We start from the raw sequence: 24118 nt of genomic DNA, 5'->3' as shown, positions 1-24118 counted from the left end.
ATCCCCAATGGCCGCCAACTGGTCATCGGGGTCCCGTTCATCTGGCTGTTCCTGTTCTTCATGTTGCCGTTCTTCATCGTTCTGAAGATCAGCTTCGCCGAAGCCGACGTGGCGATCCCGCCGTACACCGAGATTTACACCTACGCCGAGCAGAAGCTGCAACTGCTGCTGAACCTGGGCAACTACGCGATGCTGGCGGGCGACGAGTTGTACATCGCCGCTTATCTCGGCTCGCTGAAAATGGCATTTATCAGCACGCTGTTGTGCCTGCTGATCGGTTACCCGATGGCCTACGCCATTGCCACCGCCCGTAAAGAGCTGCAAACGGTGCTGGTGCTGCTGATCATGATGCCGACCTGGACGGCGATCCTGATCCGCGTTTACGCGTGGATGGGCATCCTCAGCAACAACGGTTTGCTCAACGGTTTCCTGATGAGCATGGGCTTCATCGACGAGCCGCTGCAGATTCTCAACACCAACCTGGCGGTGTACATCGGCGTCGTTTACTCGTATCTGCCGTTCATGATCCTGCCGTTGTACGCCAACCTGGTGAAGCACGATCACAGTCTGCTGGAAGCAGCATCGGACCTGGGTTCGAGCACCTTCAACAGCTTCTGGAAAATCACTATTCCGCTGTCCAAGAACGGCATTATTGCCGGCTGCATGCTGGTGTTTATCCCGGTGGTGGGTGAGTTCGTGATCCCGGAACTGCTCGGCGGTCCGGAAACCCTGATGATCGGTAAAGTGCTCTGGCAAGAGTTCTTCAACAACCGTGACTGGCCGGTGGCATCCGCGCTGGCAGTGGTGATGCTGGCGATCCTGATTGTGCCGATCATTCTGTTCAACCGCAGTCAGGCCAAAGAAATGGAGGGCAAAGAATGAAGCGCATCCGTTTCTCCAGCCTGATGCTGGTCATCGGTCTGTTGTTCATCTACCTGCCGATGCTGATCCTGGTGATCTACTCGTTCAACGCCTCGAAACTGGTGACGGTGTGGGGCGGCTGGTCGATCAAGTGGTACGTCGGCCTGCTCGACAACACCCAACTGATGGGCTCGGTGCTGCGCTCGCTGGAAATTGCCTGCTACACCGCGGTTGCTGCGGTGGCGCTGGGCACGCTGGCGGCGTTCGTGCTGACGCGCATCACCCGTTTCAAGGGCCGCACGTTGTTTGGCGGCCTGGTGACGGCACCGTTGGTGATGCCGGAAGTGATCACCGGTCTGTCGCTGCTGCTGTTGTTCGTGGCCATGGCGCAGATGATCGGCTGGCCGCAGGAACGTGGCATCGTCACCATCTGGATCGCTCACACCACGTTCTGTGCGGCGTATGTGGCGGTGGTAGTGTCGGCGCGCCTGCGTGAGCTGGACCTGTCGATCGAAGAAGCGGCGATGGACCTCGGTGCTCGGCCGTGGAAGGTGTTCTTCCTGATCACCATCCCGATGATCGCGCCATCGCTGGCGGCGGGCGGCATGATGTCGTTCGCGCTGTCGCTGGATGACCTGGTGTTGGCGAGCTTCGTCTCCGGTCCGGGTTCGACGACCCTGCCGATGGAAGTGTTCTCGGCGGTGCGTCTGGGCGTGAAGCCTGAGATCAACGCCGTGGCCAGTCTGATTCTGCTGGCCGTGTCGATCGTGACCTTCATGGTCTGGTTCTTCAGCCGCCGTGCCGAAGAAGCGCGCAAGAAAGCCATCCAGCAAGCCATCGAAGAAAGTGCAGCCGATTCGTGGAAGCAGCCGGACGTGCGTCGCGCACCAAGCCCGGAAGCGGCGTAAGCACTAATGGGTTGGCCTCATTCTCGAGGCCAACCCAATTCAAACTGTAGGAGTGAGCCTGCTCGCGATAGCGGAGTGTCAGTCAGGAAATTTCCAACTGACAGGACGCCATCGCGAGCAGGCTCACTCCTACATGGGTTTCAGGCAGTCCAGGGTGAGTGGCGGATGACCTCGACAAAGTTCATCGGCTTGAACCCCGGCTCCTGATCCCTCAGCACATCGGTCTTCACATTGCCAAACGTGGTCTGCGGACGATGGCGCAAGCCATCGGCAAACGCGCAGATAATGCACTCCTTGAAACCTTCCCCACGCGGGTGCGCATGCACCACCGCCTCACGCTGCACGGTGCTGAACGCGGCGTAATCCATCCCCAGCACATCCATCTCCACACCAGCCGTCACCAGCGCAACGGTCGGGCGCAGATGCTTGGGCACGCCCGGCGTGGTGTGCAGGGCAATCGACAGCCAGACCTGCTCGATGTCGTCATCGCTCAACCCGTACGGTTTGAGAAAAGCCGCCGCCGCGTTGGCGCCGTCCACTTCAAAACGCTCGTCATCACTGCGGTGGCCTTCGACCAAACCGAGGTCGTGGAACATTGCGCCGACGTAGAGCAACTCCGGATCGTAGGTCAGTTGCTGGCGCTCGCCGCTCAGTGCACCGAACAGAAATACCCGGCGCGAGTGGTGGTAGAGCAGGTCGGACTCGATGTCGCGGATGTACTCGGTGGTGGCCCGGGCGAGGGCGCTGTCGGGGATTTTGATGCCGGCGATGGTTGTGCTCATGGCAGGTTTCCTCACTGAAACGCCGTTGTGGCGCTGCTGGGGAAAGTCTGTTCCCGGCGCTGAAAGCGAACAATCGATGCATGGCTGCGATCCTTGCCAATCCACCTGCAATCCGTAGCCATGAATAAAGCCGTCGCCATTGTGGTGTTCGCAGGCGTGCAGTCGCTGGACGTCAGCGGCCCTATGGATGTGTTCGCCGAGGCCAATCGCTTCCTGGCGCCCGAGGATCACTATCGGCTCGAAGTGATCGGTGTCGAACACGGCCCGATGGCCTGCTCCAACGGTTTGAACCTGAATGCCCATTGGCATTTCAGCGAAGCCCTTGAGGCCTACGACCTGTTGCTGGTCGCTGGCGGCCCGCAACTGCCATTCATGAATTTTGGCGCGACGTTTGATGATTGGCTGCGCGGGGCGTGTTCACGGGCGCAGCGCTTCGGTTCAATCTGCAATGGCGCGTTCATGCTCGCGCGCGCCGGTTTGCTGGAGGGGCGCACCGTCACCACGCACTGGAACGACGCCGAGGCGTTGGCGCAGTTGTGCCCGACAACGCAGGTCGAAGCGGATCGCTTGTATGTCGAGGACGGCACGCTCTACACCTCGGCGGGGGTCACGGCGGGGATCGATCTGTCGTTGTATTTGCTGGCGCGTGATCACGGCGCTGAAGTGGCGCTGAGCGTGGCTAAACGGCTGGTGGTGTTCACCCAGCGCTCTGGTGGCCAGTCGCAGTTCAGCCCGTTCCTCACGCCGCACGCGGAGCCGACGTCGGCGGTGGCGATGGTGCAGTTGTATGTGCTGGCCAATCTCACGGGTGATCTGACGATTGCCGATCTGGCCAATGCGGCGAACATGAGTGCGCGTAATTTCTCGCGGGTGTTTGCTCGGGAGGCGAAAGTTACGCCGGCGGAGTTTGTCGAGCGGGCGCGGGTGGATGCGGCGCGGGTGATGCTGGAGAGCACGGCGGCGCCGTTGAAGACTGTGGCGTATCAGTGCGGGTTTCGCGATGCGCAGCATATGCGTGGGGTGTTTAACCGGCGGCTGGGGGTGACGCCGCAGCAGTTTCGGCTGAATTTTGCGTTGAAGCTGTGACCCTCACCCTCACCCCAGCCCTCTCCCAGAGGGAGAGGGGGCCGATTGGGGGATATTGAGGAGATACGCCGACGTGATGTTGCTGTTCCGAATCCATAATCGACTCGATCTCTCAGGTCGGTGCATAGCGAAAGACACCTCGGTCAGTCCCCTCTCCCTCGGGGAGAGGGCTAGGGTGAGGGGCTCTTAAGGTGCTGCCCGCGCCGGCAAAAGCTTCAACGTACTGCGCGTATTCGCCGTCACTTCTTCGGCATTGAAATGCGCCTGCACATAAATCCCGTCGACATACGCCTCAGCCTGATCGTCATAGTGACTGTCGAACGGCACACCACTCTGCCCAACCGGGTTGATCGTCAACCCATGCGCCGGATCAGCAAAATCCACCAACCGACGCGTCGACGGCCCGTAAGTCACCGGCCATGGCGCCGGGCCGATCTTCGCCGACAGATTGTTCGGCACCTCATGACTGCCCGGCGCGGCAAACGGCCCGACATTGAAAATCCGATCCAGCGGCTTCTGCTGTCCCAACGGATGGCCGTGAGTCAGCGTGTGCGCAGCGCCCCATTTCCACTCGGCAGAGTTATCGCCCAGGGTCAGCTTCAAGTGCTGCATGCTCGCCTGCCACGCCGCGCGCACGACATCGGCACGGGTTTCTTTGGCCGGCGTGCTGCGGTTGTCCCACCACGGTGAATCGGCATTCGCCGCCAGTTTCGGCAGCGCCGCATCGATCACCCGCGTCGACAGCAATGTCTCGAAGAAGTCATTGCCCAACTCATCCCGCATTGCCGCATCGGCGAGGTCGTAGAGGAACTGGTTGAACACCGTCGCACTGACCGAATCCAGCGGATAGTCGCCTGGCCACTGCGCCAGTTGCTCGACCAGTTTCAGTTGCGCCGGATCGCTGACCACCTCGCGCAGCACCGGCAGCAATGGCGCCAGCAAGCGCGGGCCGTAGCCGGTGGCGGTGCCCAGTTGCAGTTTCTGGTTGGCTTCGTTGGTCCACTTCACGCTCTTGTCGCTGAGCTGACGATTCAGTTGCTGGCCGCGATCGGCGAGGTTGTAGTAACCGGGAATCTCCATGCCGGTCGGCGACAGCGGCTGGAAGTTGGCCGAGACAATGTAGCCGCGCGCCGGGTTTTCTTCCTGCGGGTTGGCGCTGAACGGGTAGAAACCGTCCTTGTCGGCCTGATTGCTGCTGCCGTCGAGGATGAACTCCGGCCGCACCCCGGCCGGGCGCTTGGGCAGCAATGCCGAGGCCCACCAGGCGATATCGCCCTTGGCGTTGGCGTAAACCAGGTTCAGCCCCGGCGCCTGGACTTTTGCGGCAGCGGCGCGGGCCTTGGCCAAGGTGTCGGCGCGATTGAGCTGGTAGAAGCCTTCGAGGATCGGGTTCGGTGTTTCGAGAAAGGCCCACCACATCGCAATCGGCGTCTTGCCGGCAGCGGTGCCGAGGGCATCGTTGACGATCGGGCCGTGGGGCGATTGGCGCAGGGTCAGGGTCACCGGCGACTGCCCCTTCACGTTGATCTGCTGCTGTGTGACGACCATGTCGGTCCACTGGCCGCGATACCAGACCTGATTCGGATTATCCGGGTTGACCTTCTCGGCGATCAGGTCCAGATCGTCGTTCTGGAACATGGTCAGGCTCCAGCCGAAATCGAGGTTGTGGCCGAGGAAGGCGAACGGCACCAGCGCCTGATGATGGCCGTACAGCTCGAAGCCCGGCGCCGACAATTGCGCTTCGTACCACACCGACGGCACCGAGAAGCGAATGTGCGGGTCGCCGGCCAGCAGCGGTTTGCCGCTCTGGCTGCGGCTGCCCGCGATGACCCAGGCATTGCTGCCTTCGAACTGTGGCAGGCCGTTGTCGATCAGCGCCTGTTCGCTGAGGCGGGCGAGAGCGTTGAGGTCTTTCCAGTCGTCGGCAGCGAGGGCTGGCGCTGGCTTGGCGTGACCGTTGACCAGCACGCCTTTGGGCTGCCAGTCGAGGTCGAAGACCTTGAGGTAATCGGCGCCGAGCTGATCGCGCACGTAGGTCAGCAGCGGCTCGGTGCGAAATGCGGCAGCAAAGCTGTAGGCCATGTAGCCGGCGACGCTGATGCTGTCTTCTGCCGTGAAAGGTCGTTTGGGGATGCCCAGCACGTCAAACTCGATCGGTGCAGCGTGGCTGTCCTGATATTGGTTGATGCCATCCAGATAGGCTTGCAGGCCCTTCCACGCCGGAGACTGTTTATCGAGACTGGCGACGTAACTGGCCGCGCGCTCACGGATGCGCAGGCTGCGGAACAGTTTGTCGGTGTCGAGCAGCTTCGGCCCGAGCACTTCGGCCAGCTCACCTCGGGCGAGGCGACGCATGGCTTCCATCTGGAACAGGCGATCCTGGGCATGCACATAGCCGAGGGCGCGGTAGAGGTCGGTTTCGTTCTCGGCGCGGATGTGCGGCACACCGCGCTCGTCGTAGCGCACGGTCACTGAACCCTGCAGGTTGCGCAGCTCGACCTGACCTTGTCGCGTTGGCTGTTTGCTGTAGACGTACCAGCCTGCGCCGGCAAGCAGAACAACGATGAGCAAGGCCAGTACGGTGAACACGCGCTTCATGGTGACTCCTTGTGCAGGCGGGATTGCCGCCCGTCGGGCTGCAAACAATTAGCACAGACCTTCTGTGCCGTGCAGCGCTGTCCTTGAAAAGTCCGGAATGCCTTACTGCTTCTCCACTGGCCACGGGCAGTAGCAACCGACCGCCAGCGTGTGTGTGGCATTGACCGGGCGATCTTCCGTCAGGGCATTCAAAATCGGTTCGATAAAGCTGTTGCTGGAGTTGCAGGTCAGGCCTTCGCTGTACGGGCCGAAGTACGCCAGTTTGCCGCTGCGATCCCAGATTGCCACGGCCGGGCTGGCGGGGACTTGTTCGGAGCCGGGCAATATCGTGATGGTTTTCAGGCTGCTGAGGGTCGCGGGCAACTGGCCGTGGCTGCCGGTTTTTTGCACGGCGAAGAACTCCACGCCCCTGGCGCTGAACTGCTCGACCATCTCGGTCAGGTGTTGTTGATTGCCGACGTTGCACGGACAGGCCGGGTCCCAGAAGTGCACCAGGCGAATCTTGCCAGGGCCGGCGAGGTTGTCCGGCAGGCGCAGCGGATCACCGGAAAATACCGCCGTGTGTTCGCTGAACGCACGCAGATAGCGCCCCTGGAACCAGTCATACGCCGCCCACAGCACCCCGGCGCAAATCAGCGCGAGCAGGCTGGCAAACAGTGCGGTGCGGTAGGGCGAACGCATGGTTTTCGATCCTCGGAAGGTCGGCTAGCTTGCCATGTCTGTCACTACAGATGAATATCGCAGGCCGATAAAGTCTGTTTACCGCTTTGGAATTCCCGCATGCCTGCCACTTTCGATCCCGATCAAATCCGCGCCAGCCTCAAGCCTCTGGCCGAGTGGCAGCCGTTGTCGGACGAGGCCAAGGCTTATCAGCGCTTCTACCAGACCGACTTTCCCCATCGCGATGTCTGGCGTGGCATGGGCCGTTTCGAAGTCGATGGCTATGAAGTGGTGAGCCATTGCTGGTGGCCGGAGAAGGTCAAGGCGACGCTGTTTCTGCTGCACGGCTACTACGATCACGTCGGGCTCTACCGGCATGTCATCGAGTGGGCGCTGGATCAGGATTTTGCCGTGATCGCCTGCGATTTGCCGGGCCATGGCCTGTCGAGCGGGCCGCGCGCGAGCATCCGCGATTTCTCTGAATATCAGGATGTCCTGCAGGCCTTGTTTGCCGAGGCGCAGTCGATTTCCCTGCCGCAGCCATGGCATCTGTGCGGGCAGAGCACCGGCGGGGCGATTGTGGTCGATCACCTGCTCAACCATGGCGAAAACAGCCCGGCGCAGGGCCAGGTGATTCTGATGGCGCCGCTGGTTCGGCCGCGTGCGTGGGGCTGGTCGCAGTTCAGTTATTACCTGCTCAGACCTTTTGTCCGGGGTGTTGCGCGACGCTTCAGCGAGAACTCCAACGATCCGGATTTCCTGCCGTTTCTGCAGGCTGACCCGTTGCAGCCGCGACGCTTGCCGACGAAATGGGTGGGGGCGTTGTCGCGTTGGATCATTCGCGTCGAACACGCGAAAAAAAGTCCGCGACGGCCACTGATCATTCAGGGGCAGGCGGACATGACGGTGGACTGGCAGCACAATTTGCAGGTGTTGAAGTGGAAGTTCGATCGGCCGCAGATTCTGCTGCTGGCCGAGGCGCGGCATCATCTGGCGAATGAGACGGCGGAGATGCGCGAGGAGTATTTCGAGTTTCTGAGCAAGCGGATCAGAGGCCGGAATCTCTAGTGAAGCTGAAGGCCCCATCGCTGGCAAGTCAGGCGCTGAAGCTCATTGCCCGACCGCCAACCCCGCCCGAATCGCTGCCAGCGCCGCCTGGTAATACGCCTTGCCTTCAGCCGACTCGGCAAACGTCGCAAACTCTTCCAGCTCTTCATCCGACAGATCGCGATAGACGTAAAGCAACGTGTTGTTCATGTCCGCGCCGATCTGATCCATCAAGCGCTGGCGCTGACCATTGAGCATGCCTTGCGCCTGACCACCACCGAGCAGCCCCGGGATCATCGAACTCAAACTGTCCGCCGCCACGCCGGCAATCGCCAGACTCACTTCGGCGCCAGCTTCACGCGCTGGCAGCGCCTGAGCGAGGTGACCGATGATCAGCAGACGGCTGTCGCTGGCCTGCATCTTCGGCAGACCCTTGGCATTTTTCGCCAATTGATCGCGGCGGGTCGCGAGCAATTCGGCGGCGACGATTTTCTTGCCCAGCGGCGATTGAAAGAAGGTCAGCGCCGGTTTCGGGTCGGCAAGCTTCTGCCGCAGTTGCGCTTCGGCGCGTTGATCGACAGCCTGCGGGGCAAAGCGCTGATTGCTGTTATTCACCAATGCTTGAAACACCGCCGGTGGCAGGCTGTTCTGATAGCGCTGCTGTGCGGCCGTCAGGGCATCGTTGAAATGCGCACGTTGATCTGGCCAGCCGGCGACCTTGTACAACTGATCGTGGCCGTCCGCCCAGGCGGGCAAAACGCAGAACATCAACAGTGAAAAAAGCAAACGGCGCATAGGGACTCCTGTCAGCAGCGGACTATTCTCCGTGCGGTGCCGGTACTTGTCGAGAATTCGTAGCAAGCCGCCGCGTGGCTCTGTCGGATTTCTTGCCGCCGACATACTATGCGCGCCATGCAAATATCCTCTGAACACCCACTGCTGTTACGCATTGTCGATGACCTGGCCGACCACGGCTGGTCGCAGCAGAACATTTTCCTGCCCGCCGGTTTGACCCGCGAGCTGGCGGCCGAGTGCCGTAAACGTGAGGCCGAAGGTGAACTGGCGCCGGCGGCGGTTGGCCGTGGGCCGTTTTCAGAGATTCGCGAGGGTATTCGTGGCGACCACATTCAGTGGATCGATCCCGGTCAGGCCGAGGCCAGCGACCGCTATCTGAACCTGATGGAGAGCCTGCGCGAGGCGCTCAACCGTGGCCTGTTTCTTGGTCTTGAGGACTTTGAATGCCATTTCGCGCTGTATCCGCCGGGTGCTTTTTATCGCAAGCACGTCGACCGTTTCCGCGACGATGACAAGCGCATGGTCTCGGTGGTGGTCTACCTCAATGACGCGTGGCTGCCAGAGGATGGCGGTCAGTTGCGCATGTACCTGAATGATGAGCGCGTGCATGACGTGCAGCCTACTGGCGGGTGTCTGGTGGTGTTTCTCTCTGGTGAGGTGCCTCATGAAGTGCTGCCGGCGAACCGCGAGCGCCTGTCGCTGACTGGCTGGTTTCGTCGCCGTGGCAACGAGCCGTTCTGAGATGGACAGGATTCTGGTCAGTCGCTGCCTGCTGGGGCATCGCGTACGTTATGACGGTGGTGCGAGCGGGCCGTTTGATTTGCTTGAACAGTGGATTGCCGAAGGGCGGGTGGTGCCGTTGTGTCCGGAGGTTGCGGGTGGTTTGCCGACGCCGCGGGCAGCGGCGGAGATTCCGGGCGGGCAGGGTGGTGAAGTGCTCGATGGTGTCGCGGCGGTGATCACCACTGAGGGTGAGGATGTCAGTGCGCAGTTTCTCGATGGTGCGCGGCAGGCGCTGGAGCTGGTGCAGAAGCACGGGATTCGCGTGGCGGTGCTTAAGGCCAACAGTCCTTCTTGCGGGAATCTGTTGACGTATGACGGGACGTTCAGTGGCGTCAAAGTCAATGGCGAAGGGGTGACGGCCGCGTTGCTCAAGCGCCATGGTGTGCAGGTTTTCAGTGAACTGGAATTGCCGCAGGCCGCGCTGGCACTGGCTGCTTTGGACTGATCCTGAATCGTTACCCTCACCCCAGCCCTCTCCCGGAGGTAGAGGGGGCCGACCGTGGTGTCTGGCGCTATTCATCGACCTGAAACACCTTGTTGACTATGGATTCAACACAGTCATGACCAATCGATTTCGGATTCGGTATAGCCATCCCAGGTCGGCGTATCTCTAAAGCAACCCCAAATCAGTCCCCTCTCCCTCCGGGAGAGGGTTAGGGTGAGGGGCTTTTAAGGCTTCAACCACTTCTCGGTCAGCGCTGCCAAACGTCCATCCGCCTTGATCCGCTGCATCGCGCTCGCAAGGCTTGCCTGAAACGCCGGATTACCCTTCTGAAACGGAATCGCCAGATCCACCGGCGGCGCCGCTTTCGGCTTCTCTTCAGTCAATGCCTGCACCAGCACCATCGGCCGTGGCTGCTCATCCTTCTTTGCCAGCAACTGCCCATCGACCTTGCCGTAAGGCTCGCTGAAGTCGAAACGATCCTTGAGTTCAGGTGTCAGTGCTATGTGGTTGAGCGCAACGTCGTACTTGCCGCTTTCAACGCCCTGGAGCAGGTCGGCCTCATCCGTCACGATGAAGTCGGCGCGCACATCCAGCTCGTTGGCCAGCAGTTGCCCAAGCTCGACCTCGAACCCCGTGAGTGTGTCGCCTTCCTTGAAATTGAAGGGCGGTGTATTAGCCTCAAGGGCTATGCGCAGCTCGCCACGGTCGTTGACGTCATCAATCAGTTCGGCGTGAGCCAAAGGGCTCAAAAGGGGTAGCAGGCAGATCAGGCCAGGCAGAAAGCGCATGGTCACTCCTTTGAAATCATTATCGCGACGCTCTGATTCAGGCTCGCTTTGCTATGGTTGTCGAGTGCCTTCGACAACGAATGGTCATGAAGTTGTCATGACCGTGCGGATTTTACGGAAAAACTGGAGAAGAAAATGAAAAGCTTTATGTCACGTGCAGCGTTCGCGGGTGTGCTGATGGGCGTTTCGGTGCTGGCCAGTGCCGCCACACCGGCCCCCAAAGGCGCCGAAGTGTTCATCGTTTCTCCCGAAGACGGGGCCACGGTTTCGCAGACCTTCACCGTCAAATTCGGTACCAAGGACGTCGCACTGGCGCCGGCCGGTGACGTCACCAAGAACACCGGTCACCATCACCTGCTGATCGACGCCAAGGAAATTGTTCCTGCCGGTTCGGTCGTCCCTACCGATGCCAACCATATGCACTTCGGCAAGGCGCAGACCCAGGCTGACATCAAGCTCGCCCCGGGCAAACACACCTTGCAGCTGGAACTTGGCGACAGCGGTCACATGGCATTCGACCCGCCAATCGTCTCGAAGAAAATCACCATCAACGTGGAATAAAAAAGGGAGCCCTTTCGGGGCTCCCTTTTTTATCAGCGGCGAGTTGCAAGCTACGAGCTTCAAGCAAAAGCACAAGCGAACATCACTTGCCGCTTGTAGCTCGCGGCTTCTAGCTGTTCTTAGAAAAGAACCCGGCTACGGATAGTGCCGTTGATGTGCTGCAGCTTCTCTTGCGCCAGATCCGAGTACTCGGCGTCGACGTCGATCACCACGTAGCCAACCTTCTCGTTGGTCTGCAGGAACTGACCGGAGATGTTGATGCCGTTTTCGGCGAAGACCTTGTTGATCTCGCTCATCACACCCGGGATGTTCTCGTGGATGTGCAGCAGGCGGTGCTTGCCAGGGTGAGCCGGCAGGGCCACTTCCGGGAAGTTCACCGACGAAACGGAGGTACCGTTGTCGCTGTACTTGACCAGTTTTTCTGCCACTTCCAGACCGATGTTGGCTTGCGCTTCGGCGGTCGAGCCACCGATGTGCGGGGTCAGGATCACGTTGTCGAGGCCACGCAGCGGGCTTTCGAACTCTTCGTCGTTGGAGCGTGGCTCCACCGGGAATACGTCGATGGCCGCGCCGATCAGGTGCTTGTCCTTGATCGCGTCCGCCAGAGCGTCCAGTTCAACCACTGTGCCACGAGCAGCGTTGATCAGGATGCCGCCCTTCTTGATGGCGCGGATTTCCTTCTCGCCGATCATCCACTGGGTCGCAGCGGTTTCCGGAACGTGCAGGGTGACGATGTCGGACATGCCCAGCAGTTCGGTCAGGCTGCCGATCTGAGTCGCGTTGCCCAGTGGCAGCTTGGTCACGGTGTCATAGAAGTACACCTGCATGCCCAGGCCCTCCGCCAGAACCGACAGCTGCGTACCGATCGAGCCGTAGCCGACGATGCCGAGTTTCTTGCCACGGATCTCGAAGGAGTTGGCTGCGGATTTGATCCAGCCGCCACGGTGGCAAGAAGCGTTTTTCTCCGGGATGCCGCGCAGCAGCAGGATCGCTTCGGCCAGTACCAGCTCGGCAACGGAGCGGGTGTTGGAGTACGGCGCGTTGAACACGGCAATACCGCGCTCACGGGCAGCACTCAGGTCAACCTGGTTGGTGCCGATGCAGAAACAGCCGACCGCAACCAGCTTCTTCGCGTGATCGAAGATCTCTTCGGTCAGTTGGGTGCGCGAACGAATGCCGATGAAGTGAGCGTCAGCGATCTTTTCCTTGAGCTGGGCTTCCGGCAAGGAACCTGTCAGGTATTCGATGCTGGTGTAGCCCGCCGCCTTGAGGACGTCGACAGCCGATTGGTGGACGCCTTCGAGAAGAAGGAACTTGATCTTGCTCTTATCGAGAGAAGTCTTGCTCATCTGCGTAAACCTGTATCCCGGAGAAAAATGGCAGGAAATGGTCAACAGACGCTGACCCGGACGACAAGAAAGTCGTCTCCGCGGATCTGGCCTTGGGCACTGTCCTGCGGGGTCGATATGCTAGCATAGCCTCCCCGCTAAACACTCATTCCTGCGACGTGAAGCGTTCTCAGGATGACCATGAATTGTTCGAGAGTTCTGTCGATGACCAATCCTGCCCTGATTGATGAACTGAAGACCCTGGTCGAGCCTGGCAAGGTGCTGACCGACGCCGACTCCCTGAATGCGTACGGCAAGGATTGGACCAAGCACTTCGCCCCGGCGCCAAGCGCCATCGTGTTTCCCAAGACTATTGAGCAGGTGCAGGCGGTGGTCCGTTGGGCCAACTCGCACAAGGTCGCACTGGTGCCATCGGGCGGGCGCACCGGGCTTTCCGCCGCTGCCGTGGCGGCGAATGGCGAAGTGGTCGTGTCGTTCGACTACATGAATCAGATTCTCGACGTGAACCTCACCGACCGCACCGCCGTGTGTCAGCCGGGCGTGGTCACCGAGCATTTGCAGAACGTCGCTGAAGAAAAGGGCCTGTACTACCCGGTCGACTTCGCTTCGGCAGGTTCCAGCCAGATTGGCGGCAATATCGGCACCAATGCCGGCGGGATCAAGGTGATTCGCTACGGCATGACCCGTAACTGGGTGGCCGGCATGAAAGTCGTCACCGGCAAGGGCGATGTGCTGGAGCTGAACAAAGACCTGATCAAGAACGCCACCGGTTATGACCTGCGCCAGCTGTTCATCGGTGCTGAAGGGACCCTCGGTTTCGTCGTCGAAGCGACCATGCGCCTCGATCGCGCGCCAAAGAATCTCACCGCGATGGTCCTCGGCACTGCCGATTTCGACTCGATCATGCCGGTGCTGCATGCCTTTCAGGGCAAGCTCGACCTGACCGCCTTCGAATTCTTCTCCGACAAGGCTCTGGCCAAAGTCATGGGCCGTGGCGACGTACCGGCGCCGTTCGAGACCGATTGCCCGTTCTACGCGTTGCTGGAATTCGAAGCGACCACCGAAGAAGTGGCCAACAGCGCACTGGAAACGTTCGAGCATTGCGTAGAGCAGGGCTGGGTGCTGGACGGCGTGATGAGCCAGAGCGAAACCCAGTTGCAGAACCTGTGGAAACTGCGCGAATACATCTCCGAAACCATCTCGCACTGGACGCCGTACAAGAACGACATCTCCGTCACCGTGTCGAAAGTGCCGGCATTTCTACAGGAGATTGACGCGATCGTCGGCGAACACTATCCAGACTTCGAAATCGTCTGGTTCGGCCACATCGGCGACGGCAACCTGCATTTGAACATTCTCAAGCCGGATAACCTGAGCAAGGACGAGTTCTTCGCCAAGTGTGCGACCGTCAACAAGTGGGTGTTCGAAACCGTCGAGAAGTACAACGGTTCGATCTCCGCCGAACACGGCGTCGGCATGACCAAACGCGATTACTTGACCTACAGCCGCTCGCCAGTTGAGATCGAGTACATGAAAGCGGTCAAAGCGGTGTTCGACCCGAACGGCATCATGAACCCGGGCAAGATTTTCGCGGTTTGATCGGCAATCTTTGATGAATCAATGAAGGCAGGAGTCGGTAAATGAGCTATCAGCACCAGTACGTCGACGGCACGCGCATCCACTTCCCGATCGGGAAAGTCGTGTGCATTGGCCGTAATTACGCCGAACACGCCAAGGAACTGGACAACCCGGTGCCAACCGAGCCGTTGCTGTTCATCAAGCCGGGCAGCTGCGTGGTTGAGCTGGAAGGCGGTTTCGCCATTCCGACCGAGCGCGGTTCGGTGCACTACGAAGCGGAAATCGCCGTGTTGATCGGCAAGCCGTTGTCGACCAAGCCAAGCCGCGAGGAAGTGCTCGATGCCATTTCCGGTTTCGCCCCCGCGCTCGATCTGACCCTGCGCGACAAGCAGGCCGAGCTGAAAGCCAAGGGCCTGCCGTGGGAAATCGCCAAGTCGTTCGACGGCGCGGCGGTGCTTGCACCGTTCGTGGTCGGCAGCACATTTGCTGACCTGACTGACATCGGCATCCGCCTGACCATCAATGGCGAAGTGCGTCAGGACGGCAACAGCAGCGCGATGCTCAATCCGATCGTGCCGATGATCCAGCATATGGCCGGCTGCTTCTCGCTGCAGGCCGGTGACGTGATCCTCACCGGCACGCCGGTGGGCGTTGGCCCGCTGAACGTGGGCGACGACATCGTCCTCGAATTGGTCGGTGCGAGCAGCTTCACCAGCAGCGTGCGCTAACCGCCACGCCGCAAATCCCCTGTGGGAGCGAGCCTGCTCGCGAAGGCGTCAGGTCAGTCGACATCATCGTTGCCTGACACTCCGTCTTCGCGAGCAGGCTCGCTCCCACATTTGTTATGTGATCCACCTTGCAAACGTGCAGGGCAATCCCGCCATTTGCCGTTTTTTTCACATCCTGTACGGATAATTCCTCTCATTCTGGCGTCTGAGCCGGCCTCTTTGTGCTATTACCCTTAGCCTGAATTTTCGGAACGCGTCCCTCGATGTCATCTCAAACTCAGCTCAAACCCACTCGCCGTTCACGTTTCGCCCTGCGTTGGTATGTCTGGCTGTTGCTGGTGATTGCCGCGGTTTATGCCTTGGCGTTTGCCATGCATTGGGATGATCGCGGAGTGCTTTGGCTGCAGGAACGCTTCGAAAGCCAGGCCGAGCAGAAGGAAAGCATCTGGCTGCCGGACTATCGCGTGGTGATCGATGCCAAGCCGCTCAAGGGGATGGAGAAGGACGAGGCTTCGGATCTGGCGTACAACCCGCAGACCAAAACGCTGTTCTCGGTGATGGGCAAGAACCCGTTTCTCGCTGAACTGACTTTACAGGGCGATGTACTGCGCAAGATGCCGCTGGTGGGCTGGAGCAATCCGGAAGGCCTGACGATGATGGAAAACGGCTTGATGGCCATCGTCGACGAGCGCCAGCACCTGCTGTCGATCGTCAAGGTCGACGCGGATACTCGTGAATTGAACATCGCCGATTTCCCGAAATACGATCTCGGTCCGTCGAAAGACCAGAACAAAGCCTTCGAAGCCATTACCTGGGATTCCCATAATCAGCAATTGCTGCTCGGTGAGGAGCGGCCACCGGCGCTGTTCACCTGGAAAAGCGATGGCAGCCAGACCCTCAAGGGCGACAAGCAAAAACTCGCCAGTGATGAACTGGATATTCGCAACCTCTCGGCCTTGGCGATTGACCCGCGCACCCAGCACACACTGGTGCTGTCCGCCGACTCACATCTGCTGCTGGAGCTGGACGAGAAGGGCGAGCAGGTCAGCTTCATGACCCTTCTCGGCGGTTTCAATGGCCTGAAAAACACCATTCCCCGCGCTGAAGGCGTGACCATGGACGAGGCGGGCACGCTGTATATGGTCAGCGAGCCAAACCTGTTCTATCGCTTCGAGAAACAGAAATAGCAGCCTTTAGCGATTCCAATGTAGGAGCTGCCGAAGGCTGCGATCTCTTGACTGTGGGACGCAGAGCGTCCCCGGCTGCATTCGCACGCAGAGCGTGGGAACGATCAGATCGCAGCCTGCGGCAGCTCCTATACGGGTTGTCTTGTGGTTTGAGGCAAGTGGCCATTAAGCTTCAGTTCAGACGAGCGTGATATTTCATCCGCCTGTCTTGATCCCGAGCCTACCCGAATGCGTCGACTTGCCCGTCCCAAACACCTGATGATCATCCTGTCGGTGATTGCCCTGATCGCGTTGATTGCGATCGGCCAATACATGCGCCTGTTCGAGCGCGCCTGGTTCAATCTGCACACGTTATGGCAGCCGCTGAGCAGTGAATCCATTGCGTTGGACCAGTATCGAGTCGAGATTGAGGCGCGGGTCATTGATGGGCTGGATGACGATGTTTCGGCGCTGACCTTCGATCCGGTGCGCAAAAGCCTGTTCACCGTGACCAACAAGAATTCCGAGCTGGTCGAACTGTCGCTCGAAGGCAAGATCCTGCGCCGCATCGCACTGATTGGTTTTGGCGACCCGGAAGCCGTCGAGTACATCAGCGCCGACACCTACGTGATCACTGATGAGCGTCAGCAGCGGTTGATCAAGATTCACCTGGAGGCAGACACCACTTTCCTCGACGCGGCGGACGCCGAGCAGATGACCCTCGGCGTGCATATGGCCGGCAACAAGGGTTTTGAAGGTCTGGCTTACGACTCGGTGGGCAAGCGCCTGTTCGTTGCAAAAGAGCGCAATCCGATGCTGATCTACGAAGTGCACGGTTTTCCGCATTTCAATCCGGAAAAGTCCTACGCGGTGCATGTGATCAACGATCCCAAGCGTGACGCCGGGATGTTTGTGCGCGATCTGTCGAGTTTGCAATACGACGAGCGCAGCGGGCATTTGCTGGCACTGTCGGATGAGTCGCGGCTGATTCTGGAGCTGGATGTCGGCGGGCGGCCGTTGAGCACCATGTCCATCAGTGGCGGGCGTCAGGGTCTGAAGAAAACCGTGCCGCAGGCCGAAGGCATTGCGATGGATGATGACGGGACGTTGTATCTGGTGAGTGAGCCGAACCTGTTTTACGTCTTCAAAAAGCCTGCACAACCCTGACCAACACCCCAAAACCATGTGGGAGCGAGCCTGCTCGCGAAGGCGTCGTGTCAGCCAATGAAAATGTTGGCTGAACTGGCGCTTTCGCGAGCAGGCTCGCTCCCACAGGTTTATTCGTCTGCCCATAAAGTGTGGGCAGCGTTGGCTTACTCAGCCTTGAGGGTTTTCACACCTTCGCTGGTACCCAGCAGCAACAGATCCGCCGGACGCGCCGCGAACAAGCCGTTGGTGACCACGCCAACAATCGCATTGATCTGAGCTTCCAGCTCCACCGGGTTGGTGATCTGCAGGTTGAACACGTCAAGAATGATGTTGCCGTTATCGGTCAAAACGCCTTCGCGGTACACCGGGTCGCCGCCCAGCTTCACCAGTTGGCGCGCGACATGGCTGCGCGCCATCGGGATCACTTCGACCGGCAGCGGGAACTCGCCCAATACCGGTACCAGTTTGCTGGCGTCGGCGATGCAGATGAAGGTCTTGGCCACAGCCGCGACGATCTTCTCGCGGGTCAGTGCGGCGCCGCCGCCCTTGATCAGGTTCAGGTGCGCGTCGCTTTCGTCGGCGCCGTCGACGTAGAACTCCAGGTCGCTGACGGTGTTCAGCTCATACACCGGAATCCCGTGGCCCTTCAGGCGCGCGGCGGTGGCTTCGGAACTGGCAACCGCGCCATCGAATGCGCCCTTGTGCTGGGCCAGGGCGTCGATGAAGCAGTTGGCGGTGGAGCCGGTGCCGACCCCGACGATGCTCTTGTCGTCGAGTTTCGGAAGGATGAAGTCGACGGCGGCCTGAGCCACTGCCTGTTTGAGTTGATCCTGGGTCATGCGGGCTCCGGAAGCGGGCAAGGAGAGAACGGAAAGGCCGGCATTATAGCCGCATGCGCGGCTAAAACCTCTGGATTCGTGTGGTCGTGCGGGCAAAAGCCGGGTTAGACTCCTCGGTCCCGCTCAACCGCTCAGTGATGCTTTCCGATGCTCGAACAGTACGTCAAAAAGATCCTCACCTCGCGCGTTTATGACGTTGCCGTAGAAACCCCGCTGCAGAACGCTCGCCAGCTCTCCGAGCGGCTGGGCAACGACATTTGGCTCAAGCGTGAAGACTTGCAGCCGGTGTTCTCGTTCAAGATTCGCGGCGCCTACAACAAACTGACGCAACTGAGCGATGAAGAGCGCGCCCGTGGCGTGGTCACCGCGTCGGCGGGCAACCATGCGCAGGGTTTGGCCCTGGCGGCGAAAGTGTTGGGCGTCAAAGCCACCATCGTCATGCCCAAGACCACCCCCGAGATCAAAGTCGAAGGCGTGCGTTCGCGCGGCGGCAAAGTGGTGCTGCACGGTGATTCGTTCCCGGAAGCCCTGGCCTACTCGCTGAAACTGGTCGATGAAAAAGGTTACGTCTACATCCACCCCTACGACGATCCGCACACCATTGCCGGGCAGGGCACCGTGGCGATGGAAATTCTGCGCCAGCACCCGCAGCCGCTGGACGCGATTTTTGTTCCGGTCGGCGGCGGCGGTCTGATTGCCGGTATCGCCGCATATGTGAAATACCTGCGCCCGGACATCAAAGTCATCGGCGTCGAGCCGGACGATTCCAACTGCTTGCAAGCGGCGATGGCTGCCGGTGAACGCGTGGTGCTGCCGACTGTGGGCATCTTTGCTGACGGCGTGGCGGTGGCGCAGATCGGCCAGCACACCTTCGACATCTGCAAAGACTACGTCGATGAAGTGATCACCGTCAGCACCGACGAGATCTGCGCGGCTATCAAGGATATCTACGACGATACCCGCTCGATCACCGAACCTGCCGGCGCCTTGGGCGTGGCCGGGATCAAGAAATACGTCGAGTTGCGCGGCGTCAGTGGCCAGACTTTCGTGGCCATCGACTCCGGTGCCAACGTCAACTTCGACCGCCTGCGTCATGTTGCCGAGCGCGCCGAACTGGGTGAGGGCCGTGAAGCGATCATCGCCGTGACCATCCCCGAGAAGGCCGGCAGCTTCAAGGCGTTCTGCGAGGCCGTCGGCAAGCGCCAGATCACTGAATTCAACTACCGCTACAACACCGGCAGCGAAGCGCACATTTTCGTCGGCGTACAGACGCACCCGGACAACGACCCGCGCAGCGCACTGTTGGCGAGCCTGACCGAGCAAGGTTTCCCGGTCGTCGACCTGACCGACAACGAATTGGCCAAACTGCATATCCGCCACATGGTCGGCGGCCACGCGGCGCACGTGATTGATGAAGTGGTGTTCCGCTTCGAGTTCCCGGAGCGTCCGGGCGCGCTGTTCAACTTCCTTAATAAGCTCGGTGGGCGCTGGAACATTTCGATGTTCCATTACCGCAACCACGGCGCTGCCGATGGCCGTGTGGTCGCGGGCCTGCAAGTGCCGCACGACGAGCGTCATCTGGTGCCGGCGGCGCTTGAGGAAATCGGTTACCCGTACTGGGATGAAAGCGAGAACCCGGCCTATCAACTGTTTCTTGGCTGAGCGGCTACGCTGATGGGCATGGCCCAAGGAAGAGAAGTACATGGAAACCCTGACCACCCTGAAAATCCTTCACGTCGCGGCGACCGTGGTCATACTCGCGAGCGGGCTGGGGCTTGCCGCTCTGACTTGGCGTAATCGCAGCGAAGGGCCGGCCAGCACGATGCAGCGTCCCTGGCTGTTTATCTGGTGTTTGATGCTGATCGGTATGCTGAGCATGCCTTTCACCGGCTGGTGGTTGGTGCATCTGATTGGCTGGCCATTGGGGCAGTTGTGGATTCTGGGTTCCAGCGTGATCTATGCCGTGGCCACGTTGAGTGCGGTCTGGCTGCTGGTTCGGCTGAATCGGCTGTGGACGAGCGGGGTCGGCAACTGGAAATTCAGCCTGGCGCTGGCGATTGTCAGCGGCATCGGATTTCTCGCCATTGCGGCTTTGATGGGGGCCAAGCCTGTTTAAGGCTTGAGACCGAGTCGACCCAAATCGCTGGCAAGCCAGCTCCCACAGGTTTTTGAGCTGTCCACAAAATTTGTGTCCACTGATAGTCCCTGTGGGAGCTGGCTTGCCAGCGATGGCGTCATCAGTCGCGCAGAGTAATGACCGGCCAGCCACGCTTCTCGGCCTCAGCCCGCAGATTCGGGTCCGGATCGACAGCGACGGGATTCGCCACCTGCTCCAGCAGCGGCAAATCATTCATCGAATCGCTATAGAAATAGCTGTCATCCAACGAATACCCGGTCTCTTCCAGCCAGCGGTTCAGACGCGTCACCTTGCCTTCGCGGAAGCACGGAATGTCAGTGCTGCGCCCGCTGTAACGGCCATCGACCATTTCGCATTCAGTGGCAATCAGGGTTTCAACGCCCAGACGCACGGCAATCGGTGCGGTAACGAAGCGGTTGGTCGCGGTGATGATCACCAGTTTGTCGCCGGCGTCGCGGTGCTTTTTCAGCAGTTCCAGCGCCTTGGGCAGCACGATCGGCTCGATGCAGTCGCGCATGTAATCGCTGTGCCATTGCTCGAGCACGGCCATGTCGGTGCGGCCGAGGATCTCCAGGCAGAAGTTCAGGTACGCGGCGTTATCCAGTTTGCCGGCCAGGTAATCCTGATAGAACTCGTCGTTGCGCGCTTTGTACGCAATCGGGTCGAGGAAGCCGCGTTCACACAGATAGTCGCCCCAGGCGTGATCGCTGTCGCCGCCCAGAAGGGTGTTGTCCAAATCGAAGAGTGCCAGGCGCATTGCAGTTACCCGCTGATAAGTCTGTAAAAAGGCGACAAGAATACGGTCTTTTCACAAGAGTGCACATAAGGTAGGAAGCTTCGTTGCCGCCTTATCAACCTTTGTGGAACAATGCGGCGACATGCGTTTGCGAGGTTGTTGCCGTGATCGACCCCGATGGTTTCCGCCCCAATGTCGGGATCATTCTGACGAATGACGCCGGCCAGGTGCTATGGGCTCGCCGTATCAATCAAGATGCCTGGCAGTTTCCGCAAGGGGGAATCAACCCTGAAGAGACGCCGGAAGACGCCTTGTACCGCGAGCTGAACGAAGAAGTTGGCCTGGAACGTGAAGATGTTGAAATACTGGCCTGTACTCGGGGCTGGTTGCGCTATCGTTTGCCGCAACGTCTGGTGCGTACGCACAGCCAACCGCTGTGCATCGGCCAGAAACAGAAATGGTTTCTCCTGCGCCTGATCTCCAACGAGCAGCGGGTGCGGATGGATTTGACCGGTAAACCGGAGTTCGATGGCTGGCGCTGGGTCAGCTATTGGTATCCGTTGGGCCAGGTGGTGACATTCAAGCGCGAGGTGTATCGCCGCGCCCTCAAAGAGCTTGCCCCGCGCCTTTTAGCGCGCGACTGACGACGGAGTTCGACCCCGAGCCATGCTCAATACGCTGCGCAAGATCGTCCAGGAAGTTAACTCCGCCAAGGATCTCAAGGCGGCGTTGGGGATTATTGTGTTGCGCGTCAAAGAGGCCATGGGCAGCCAGGTCTGCTCGGTCTACCTGCTTGATCCCGAGACCAACCGCTTCGTCCTGATGGCCACCGAGGGCTTGAACAAGCGCTCGATCGGCAAAGTCAGCATGGCACCCAACGAAGGTCTGGTCGGTCTGGTCGGCACGCGTGAAGAACCCCTGAACCTCGAAAACGCTGCGGATCACCCGCGCTACCGCTACTTCGCTGAAACCGGTGAAGAGCGATATGCCTCGTTCCTCGGTGCACCGATCATTCACCACCGCCGCGTCGTCGGCGTGTTGGTCATCCAGCAAAAAGAACGCCGCCAGTTCGACGAAGGTGAAGAAGCCTTCCTCGTGACCATGAGCGCGCAGCTCGCCGGGGTTATCGCCCACGCCGAGGCCACCGGTTCGATCCGTGGTCTGGGCCGTCAGGGCAAAGGCATTCAGGAAGCCAAGTTCGTCGGCGTGCCGGGTTCACCGGGTGCGGCGGTTGGTACTGCGGTGGTCATGCTGCCGCCGGCGGATCTGGACGTGGTGCCGGACAAGACCATCACCGACATCGACGCCGAGCTGGCGCTGTTCAAGACCGCCATCGAAGGCGTGCGCGCCGACATGCGCGCGTTGTCCGCCAAACTGGCGACACAGTTGCGCCCGGAAGAGCGCGCGCTGTTCGACGTCTACCTGATGATGCTCGACGATGCCTCGCTGGGCAGCGAAATCACCACCGTGATCAAGACCGGCCAGTGGGCCCAGGGCGCGTTGCGCCAAGTGGTCACGGAACACGTCAATCGTTTCGAGCTGATGGACGACGCCTACCTGCGTGAGCGTGCGTCGGACGTCAAAGACCTCGGCCGCCGCCTGCTCGCCTATTTGCAGGAAGAGCGTCAGCAGAACCTGGTCTACCCGGAAAAAACCATTCTGGTCAGCGAAGAACTGACGCCGGCGATGCTCGGCGAGGTGCCGGAAGGCACGCTGGTCGGTCTGGTCTCGGTACTCGGTTCGGGTAACTCCCACGTCGCGATCCTGGCCCGGGCCATGGGCATTCCGACGGTGATGGGTCTGGTCGACCTGCCGTACGCCAAGGTCGACGGCATCGAAATGATCGTCGACGGCACCCGCGGCGAGGTCTACACCAACCCGAGCGAAGTGCTGCGCAAGCAGTTCGCCGAAGTCGTCGAAGAAGAGAAACAACTGGCGCTGGGCCTCGACACCCTGCGTGACTTGCCATGCGTGACCCTCGACGGCCACCGCATGCCGCTGTGGGTCAACACTGGTTTGCTGGCGGACGTGGCGCGGGCGCAGAAGCGCGGCGCCGAAGGTGTTGGTCTGTACCGCACCGAAGTGCCGTTCATGATCAACCAGCGTTTCCCGAGCGAGAAGGAACAACTGGCGATCTACCGCGAGCAGCTCGCCGCGTTCCACCCGCAACCGGTGACCATGCGCAGCCTCGACATCGGTGGTGACAAGTCGCTGTCGTACTTCCCGATCAAGGAAGACAACCCGTTCCTCGGCTGGCGCGGCATTCGCGTCACCCTCGACCACCCGGAAATCTTCCTGGTGCAGACCCGCGCGATGCTCAAGGCCAGCGAAGGCCTGAACAACCTGCGGATTCTGCTGCCGATGATCTCCGGCACCCACGAACTCGAAGAAGCCCTGCACCTGATCCACCGGGCCTGGGGCGAAGTGCGCGACGAAGGCACCGACGTGCCGATGCCGCCGATTGGCGTGATGATCGAGATTCCGGCGGCGGTGTATCAGACCAAGGAACTGGCGCGGATGGTCGACTTCCTGTCCGTCGGTTCCAATGACTTGACCCAGTATCTGCTGGCGGTCGACCGTAACAACCCGCGTGTGGCCGATCTTTACGACTACCTGCATCCGGCGGTGCTGCAAGCCCTGCAAACCGTGGTGCGCGATGCCCATGCGGAAGGCAAACCGGTAAGTATCTGCGGCGAGATGGCCGGCGATCCGGCGGCAGCGGTGCTGTTGATGGCGATGGGTTTCGACAGTTTGTCGATGAACGCCACCAACTTGCCGAAGGTGAAGTGGATGTTGCGTCAGGTCAATCTGAGCAAGGCCCAGGAGTTGTTGGCCGAGTTGATGACCATTGATAACCCGCAAGTGATCCACAGCTCGCTGCAATTGGCGCTGAAGAACCTTGGGTTGTCGAAGATGCATCCGCCGGCGGTGGTCAAGGCCCTCTGAAGATCAAAAGCCCCTCACCCTAACCCTCTCCCGGAGGGAGAGGGGACTGATTGGGGGATGCTGTAAAACTCCGCCGACCTGACAGTGCTGTGCTGAATGCAAAATCGAATCACAGCGATTGAGGGTGCTGCTGAATCCATAATCAGCTCGGTCTTTCAGGTCGATGCATGGCGCAA

Annotated in this window: 23 protein-coding genes; 15 read left to right on the top strand and 8 right to left on the bottom strand. The window is 60.1% G+C overall.

Going from position 1 to position 24118, the window contains the following annotated elements; translation table 11 throughout:
* Together M5G26_RS19745 and M5G26_RS19740 are read left to right on the top strand one after the other, a co-directional pair.
* A complete protein-coding gene (locus M5G26_RS19745; RefSeq protein WP_191625171.1) occupies positions 1 to 882 on the top strand; it encodes an ABC transporter permease subunit in 882 nt (293 codons plus the stop codon).
* Positions 879 to 1769 carry an ABC transporter permease subunit gene (locus M5G26_RS19740; protein ID WP_007913861.1) on the top strand — a complete coding sequence of 297 codons (891 nt, stop codon included), beginning with the start codon at positions 879 to 881 and terminating at the stop codon, positions 1767 to 1769. Before M5G26_RS19745 ends, M5G26_RS19740 begins: the two co-directional genes overlap by 4 nt.
* A 140-nt stretch (positions 1770 to 1909) precedes the next feature.
* Here the strand turns inward: M5G26_RS19740 and M5G26_RS19735 are convergent, their stop codons facing one another.
* Positions 1910 to 2551 carry an HD domain-containing protein gene (locus M5G26_RS19735; protein ID WP_273916270.1) on the bottom strand — a complete coding sequence of 214 codons (642 nt, stop codon included), beginning with the start codon at positions 2549 to 2551 and terminating at the stop codon, positions 1910 to 1912.
* Positions 2552 to 2671: 120 nt separating this feature from the next.
* On the opposite strand from M5G26_RS19735, the gene M5G26_RS19730 reads away from it, so the two are divergent.
* Positions 2672 to 3637, top strand: a complete 966-nt coding sequence (locus M5G26_RS19730) for a GlxA family transcriptional regulator (protein ID WP_273916269.1) — start codon at positions 2672 to 2674, stop codon at positions 3635 to 3637.
* A gap of 186 nt (positions 3638 to 3823) precedes the next feature.
* Here the strand turns inward: M5G26_RS19730 and M5G26_RS19725 are convergent, their stop codons facing one another.
* A complete protein-coding gene (locus M5G26_RS19725) occupies positions 3824 to 6235 on the bottom strand; it encodes a penicillin acylase family protein (protein WP_273916268.1) in 2412 nt (803 codons plus the stop codon).
* Positions 6236 to 6337: 102 nt separating this feature from the next.
* Positions 6338 to 6916, bottom strand: coding sequence for a DUF6436 domain-containing protein (locus M5G26_RS19720; protein ID WP_273916267.1), 579 nt, complete (start codon positions 6914 to 6916; stop codon positions 6338 to 6340).
* A gap of 99 nt (positions 6917 to 7015) precedes the next feature.
* Between M5G26_RS19720 and M5G26_RS19715 the strand changes: the two genes are divergently transcribed.
* Positions 7016 to 7963, top strand: coding sequence for an alpha/beta hydrolase (locus M5G26_RS19715; RefSeq protein WP_273916266.1), 948 nt, complete (start codon positions 7016 to 7018; stop codon positions 7961 to 7963).
* 42 nt (positions 7964 to 8005) lie between these two features.
* On the opposite strand, the gene M5G26_RS19710 is transcribed toward M5G26_RS19715, so the two are convergent.
* Positions 8006 to 8737 carry a DUF2059 domain-containing protein gene (locus tag M5G26_RS19710; RefSeq protein WP_122604472.1) on the bottom strand — a complete coding sequence of 244 codons (732 nt, stop codon included), beginning with the start codon at positions 8735 to 8737 and terminating at the stop codon, positions 8006 to 8008.
* 108 nt (positions 8738 to 8845) lie between these two features.
* On the opposite strand from M5G26_RS19710, the gene M5G26_RS19705 reads away from it, so the two are divergent.
* Positions 8846 to 9478 carry a 2OG-Fe(II) oxygenase gene (locus M5G26_RS19705; protein WP_134176036.1) on the top strand — a complete coding sequence of 211 codons (633 nt, stop codon included), beginning with the start codon at positions 8846 to 8848 and terminating at the stop codon, positions 9476 to 9478.
* 1 nt (position 9479) lies between these two features.
* Positions 9480 to 9965: a DUF523 domain-containing protein gene (locus M5G26_RS19700; RefSeq protein WP_273916265.1), complete on the top strand. Its 486-nt coding sequence runs from the start codon at positions 9480 to 9482 to the stop codon at positions 9963 to 9965.
* Positions 9966 to 10189: 224 nt separating this feature from the next.
* Here the strand turns inward: M5G26_RS19700 and M5G26_RS19695 are convergent, their stop codons facing one another.
* On the bottom strand, positions 10190 to 10753 hold the full coding sequence (locus tag M5G26_RS19695) for a transporter substrate-binding domain-containing protein (protein WP_273916264.1): 564 nt from the start codon (positions 10751 to 10753) through the stop codon (positions 10190 to 10192).
* Between the two features lie 135 nt (positions 10754 to 10888).
* Here M5G26_RS19695 and M5G26_RS19690 point away from each other — a divergent pair, with 135 nt between their 5' ends.
* Positions 10889 to 11314 carry a DUF4399 domain-containing protein gene (locus M5G26_RS19690; RefSeq protein ID WP_102901377.1) on the top strand — a complete coding sequence of 142 codons (426 nt, stop codon included), beginning with the start codon at positions 10889 to 10891 and terminating at the stop codon, positions 11312 to 11314.
* Positions 11315 to 11433: 119 nt separating this feature from the next.
* Here the strand turns inward: M5G26_RS19690 and serA are convergent, their stop codons facing one another.
* A complete protein-coding gene (serA, locus tag M5G26_RS19685; RefSeq protein WP_008085296.1) occupies positions 11434 to 12663 on the bottom strand; it encodes a phosphoglycerate dehydrogenase in 1230 nt (409 codons plus the stop codon).
* 204 nt (positions 12664 to 12867) lie between these two features.
* On the opposite strand from serA, the gene M5G26_RS19680 reads away from it, so the two are divergent.
* The 4 genes from M5G26_RS19680 to M5G26_RS19660 all read left to right on the top strand — a co-directional run bounded on the left by M5G26_RS19680 (position 12868) and on the right by M5G26_RS19660 (position 17302).
* Complete coding sequence (locus M5G26_RS19680; protein WP_273916263.1) at positions 12868 to 14262, top strand: FAD-binding oxidoreductase; 1395 nt, start codon at positions 12868 to 12870, stop codon at positions 14260 to 14262.
* Between the two features lie 41 nt (positions 14263 to 14303).
* Positions 14304 to 14969 (top strand): fumarylacetoacetate hydrolase family protein, encoded by a 666-nt coding sequence (locus M5G26_RS19675; protein ID WP_007913879.1) that lies wholly within the window; start codon positions 14304 to 14306, stop codon positions 14967 to 14969.
* A 263-nt stretch (positions 14970 to 15232) separates the two neighbouring features.
* Complete coding sequence (locus M5G26_RS19665) at positions 15233 to 16156, top strand: SdiA-regulated domain-containing protein (RefSeq protein ID WP_273916262.1); 924 nt, start codon at positions 15233 to 15235, stop codon at positions 16154 to 16156.
* Positions 16157 to 16384: 228 nt separating this feature from the next.
* Positions 16385 to 17302: an SdiA-regulated domain-containing protein gene (locus tag M5G26_RS19660; protein WP_150693707.1), complete on the top strand. Its 918-nt coding sequence runs from the start codon at positions 16385 to 16387 to the stop codon at positions 17300 to 17302.
* A gap of 146 nt (positions 17303 to 17448) precedes the next feature.
* Here the strand turns inward: M5G26_RS19660 and rpiA are convergent, their stop codons facing one another.
* Positions 17449 to 18123 (bottom strand): ribose-5-phosphate isomerase RpiA, encoded by a 675-nt coding sequence (rpiA, locus tag M5G26_RS19655; RefSeq protein ID WP_007913886.1) that lies wholly within the window; start codon positions 18121 to 18123, stop codon positions 17449 to 17451.
* A 147-nt stretch (positions 18124 to 18270) separates the two neighbouring features.
* Here rpiA and ilvA point away from each other — a divergent pair, with 147 nt between their 5' ends.
* Together ilvA and M5G26_RS19645 are read left to right on the top strand one after the other, a co-directional pair.
* The gene (ilvA, locus tag M5G26_RS19650) at positions 18271 to 19785 is read left to right on the top strand and encodes a threonine ammonia-lyase, biosynthetic (RefSeq protein ID WP_123593571.1); all 1515 of its coding nucleotides are present in this window, start codon (positions 18271 to 18273) and stop codon (positions 19783 to 19785) included.
* A 40-nt stretch (positions 19786 to 19825) separates the two neighbouring features.
* Positions 19826 to 20239, top strand: coding sequence for a DUF2269 family protein (locus M5G26_RS19645; RefSeq protein WP_273916261.1), 414 nt, complete (start codon positions 19826 to 19828; stop codon positions 20237 to 20239).
* A 121-nt stretch (positions 20240 to 20360) separates the two neighbouring features.
* On the opposite strand, the gene M5G26_RS19640 is transcribed toward M5G26_RS19645, so the two are convergent.
* Entirely contained in the window at positions 20361 to 21017 is a 657-nt protein-coding gene (locus M5G26_RS19640) for an HAD family hydrolase (RefSeq protein ID WP_122596620.1), read from the bottom strand.
* 143 nt (positions 21018 to 21160) lie between these two features.
* On the opposite strand from M5G26_RS19640, the gene M5G26_RS19635 reads away from it, so the two are divergent.
* Positions 21161 to 21640, top strand: coding sequence for an RNA pyrophosphohydrolase (locus M5G26_RS19635; RefSeq protein WP_003229203.1), 480 nt, complete (start codon positions 21161 to 21163; stop codon positions 21638 to 21640).
* 22 nt (positions 21641 to 21662) lie between these two features.
* Complete coding sequence (gene ptsP / locus M5G26_RS19630) at positions 21663 to 23942, top strand: phosphoenolpyruvate--protein phosphotransferase (RefSeq protein ID WP_093429796.1); 2280 nt, start codon at positions 21663 to 21665, stop codon at positions 23940 to 23942.
* Positions 23943 to 24118 lie beyond the last annotated feature (176 nt).

It is taken from the genome of Pseudomonas sp. TNT2022 ID642 (assembly GCF_028656995.1).
Taxonomy (GTDB): Bacteria; Pseudomonadota; Gammaproteobacteria; order Pseudomonadales; family Pseudomonadaceae; genus Aquipseudomonas.
The sequence above is the reverse complement of the archived record's forward strand: the minus strand, read 5'-3'. Positions and strand labels throughout refer to the sequence as shown.